The organism is Chamaesiphon sp. OTE_8_metabat_110, from assembly GCF_031382685.1.
In the GTDB taxonomy this organism is placed as follows: domain Bacteria; phylum Cyanobacteriota; class Cyanobacteriia; order Cyanobacteriales; family Chamaesiphonaceae; genus Chamaesiphon.
The window spans coordinates 1-2,077 of record NZ_JANMZA010000489.1 but is presented as its reverse complement, the minus strand read 5'-3'; the positions used below and the strand labels follow the sequence as shown (position 1 = coordinate 2,077).

The following is a 2,077-nucleotide window of genomic DNA, read 5'->3' as shown; positions in this document are numbered from 1 at the left end:
GCCACCAATCGCCAACTGCAACAAATTCGCCTCTATTATCGTTTTCCCGATGCCGATATCGATCGATATACCTTAACCTGCGAACCGAAGGCTTTACCTGTAACGCCACTCTCGCTTGCGTTGGAGAATGGCTCCGTTGGGGTTGGTGTTACCCCCCCAACCCCCCCGTATAAAGCGGATGCAACCACGCGGAGGTTACCACCGCATGTGTTGCACCCAGCAGGTGGGGCTAATGCTACCGAGCAGCAACAAGTCTTGATCGCCGCACGGGAACTCGACTATACCGCCGTGCCCAAACAAGCCCAAACCTGGGTAAACGAGCATCTGATCTATACACACGGCTATGGCTTTACCGTCAGTCCCGTCAATCGGGTAGCAACCGGGGGACTGCCAGAATATCTGGTGAAAGATATCGGTACGAATCAGGGGCGTCCCCTGACGACAGCTAGTGCGGCTCGATCGAGTATTCCGATCGGGCAACCGCGCATTTATTATGGGGAAAGCACCGATACATACATCATGACGGGCACTAAAGTCAAAGAGTTGGACTACCCCAGTGGTAATGATAATGTTTACAACAGCTATGACGGCAGGGGTGGGATTAATATTGGTTCGCTGGGGCGAAAACTGCTATTTGCCACATATTTGAATGATTGGCGGATGGTGCTCACACCAGAATTTTTGCCCCAGACGCAGTTATTATTGCGCCGGAATATCGATCGACGAATTCGCGCGATCGCCCCATTCTTGCGGTACGATCGAGACCCGTATCTAGTTGCGACAGATGCTCAAGGCAATCCTACCGATGCCAAAGATCCGAGCTTTCTGTATTGGATCGTCGATGCCTATACGACTAGCGATCGCTATCCCTACGCCGATATTGGCAAGGAAGGCATCAATTATATCCGCAACTCAGTCAAAGTCGTTATCGATGCTTATCATGGCTCGGTGAGCTTTTATATCGCCGATCCGAGCGATCCGATCGTCACCACCTGGGCGAAAATCTTTCCCGATGTATTCAAACCGCTAAGTGCGATGCCTCTCAGTCTGCGGCGACATCTGCGCTATCCCCAAGACTATTTCAAGATTCAATCCGATCGGTTGATGACCTATCATATGACCGATCCGCAGGTATTCTACAATCGCGAGGATCAGTGGCAAATTCCCACCGAAGTCTATGGCGACAAGCCACGCTTGGTAGAGCCGTATTATTTGATTACCAGCTTACCGACGATCCCCGTCCCCGAATTTACGCTGCTATTGCCTTATACGCCTCAACAGCGAAGTAATTTAGTCGCTTGGCTGGCGGCGCGTTCCGACGGCGAGAATTATGGCAAATTACTACTGTACACCTTCCCCAAGCAACGCCAAATCTTCGGCCCCGAACAAATCGAAGCGCGGATCAATCAAGATCCGGCAATCTCTAGCCAAATCTCGCTCTGGAATCGCCAAGGTTCGCGGGTGGTACAGGGGAATCTTCTCATCGTCCCGATCGAGCAGTCCCTATTATACGTCGAACCACTCTATCTCGAAGCCACTCAAAATCAGCTTCCCACCCTAATCAGGGTAGTTGTGGCGTATGAAAATCGGATCGTGATGGCGGAAACTTTACCCCAAGCTCTAGCCACCATTTTCAAATCTCCCGTAAATTCTCCACCGCCTTAACTACATCGGAAATTAACTAATTTTTAACTTTTCATCCCGATTAGCGATCGCCAACAACGAATAGTAATACATCATATTGCTATCTCTGAAATAGAAAGTGTTGGGATCTCGTGAATATTAAAAATAATCTTAATGGTGTAGAGTCTGCCTCGATCGGACTGTCAGTTTTGGGGAGTATTGCGGCGGTTGTGACTCAGCAAGTCGCTTATATAGCGACACCTTTAACGCTTGCCCTATCGGTTAGTCTAATGAACCGCCAAAAACAATCGATCGCCGCCGCTGCTCGGCTGGCAAACTTAGAGCATCAATTGGTTGGTTTACCTGCTGCACCCACCACGGTTGACTTTTATCGCTTGTCAGCAAGCGTGAGCGAGGATCGAGCAGAACTACAACGGCTGGGAATATTGATAAC

Annotated in this window: 1 protein-coding gene and 1 pseudogene; both read left to right on the top strand. The window is 49.9% G+C overall.

The genetic code is table 11. The annotated features are described in order from the left end of the window. On the top strand, window positions 1-1,665 hold a 1,665-nt coding region (locus RMO52_RS18025), incomplete at its 5' end, for a UPF0182 family protein (RefSeq protein ID WP_310416986.1). A 110-nt stretch (window positions 1,666-1,775) separates the two neighbouring features. Next, window positions 1,776-2,077 (top strand): annotated as a pseudogene (locus RMO52_RS18020) (hypothetical protein); the annotation flags it as partial.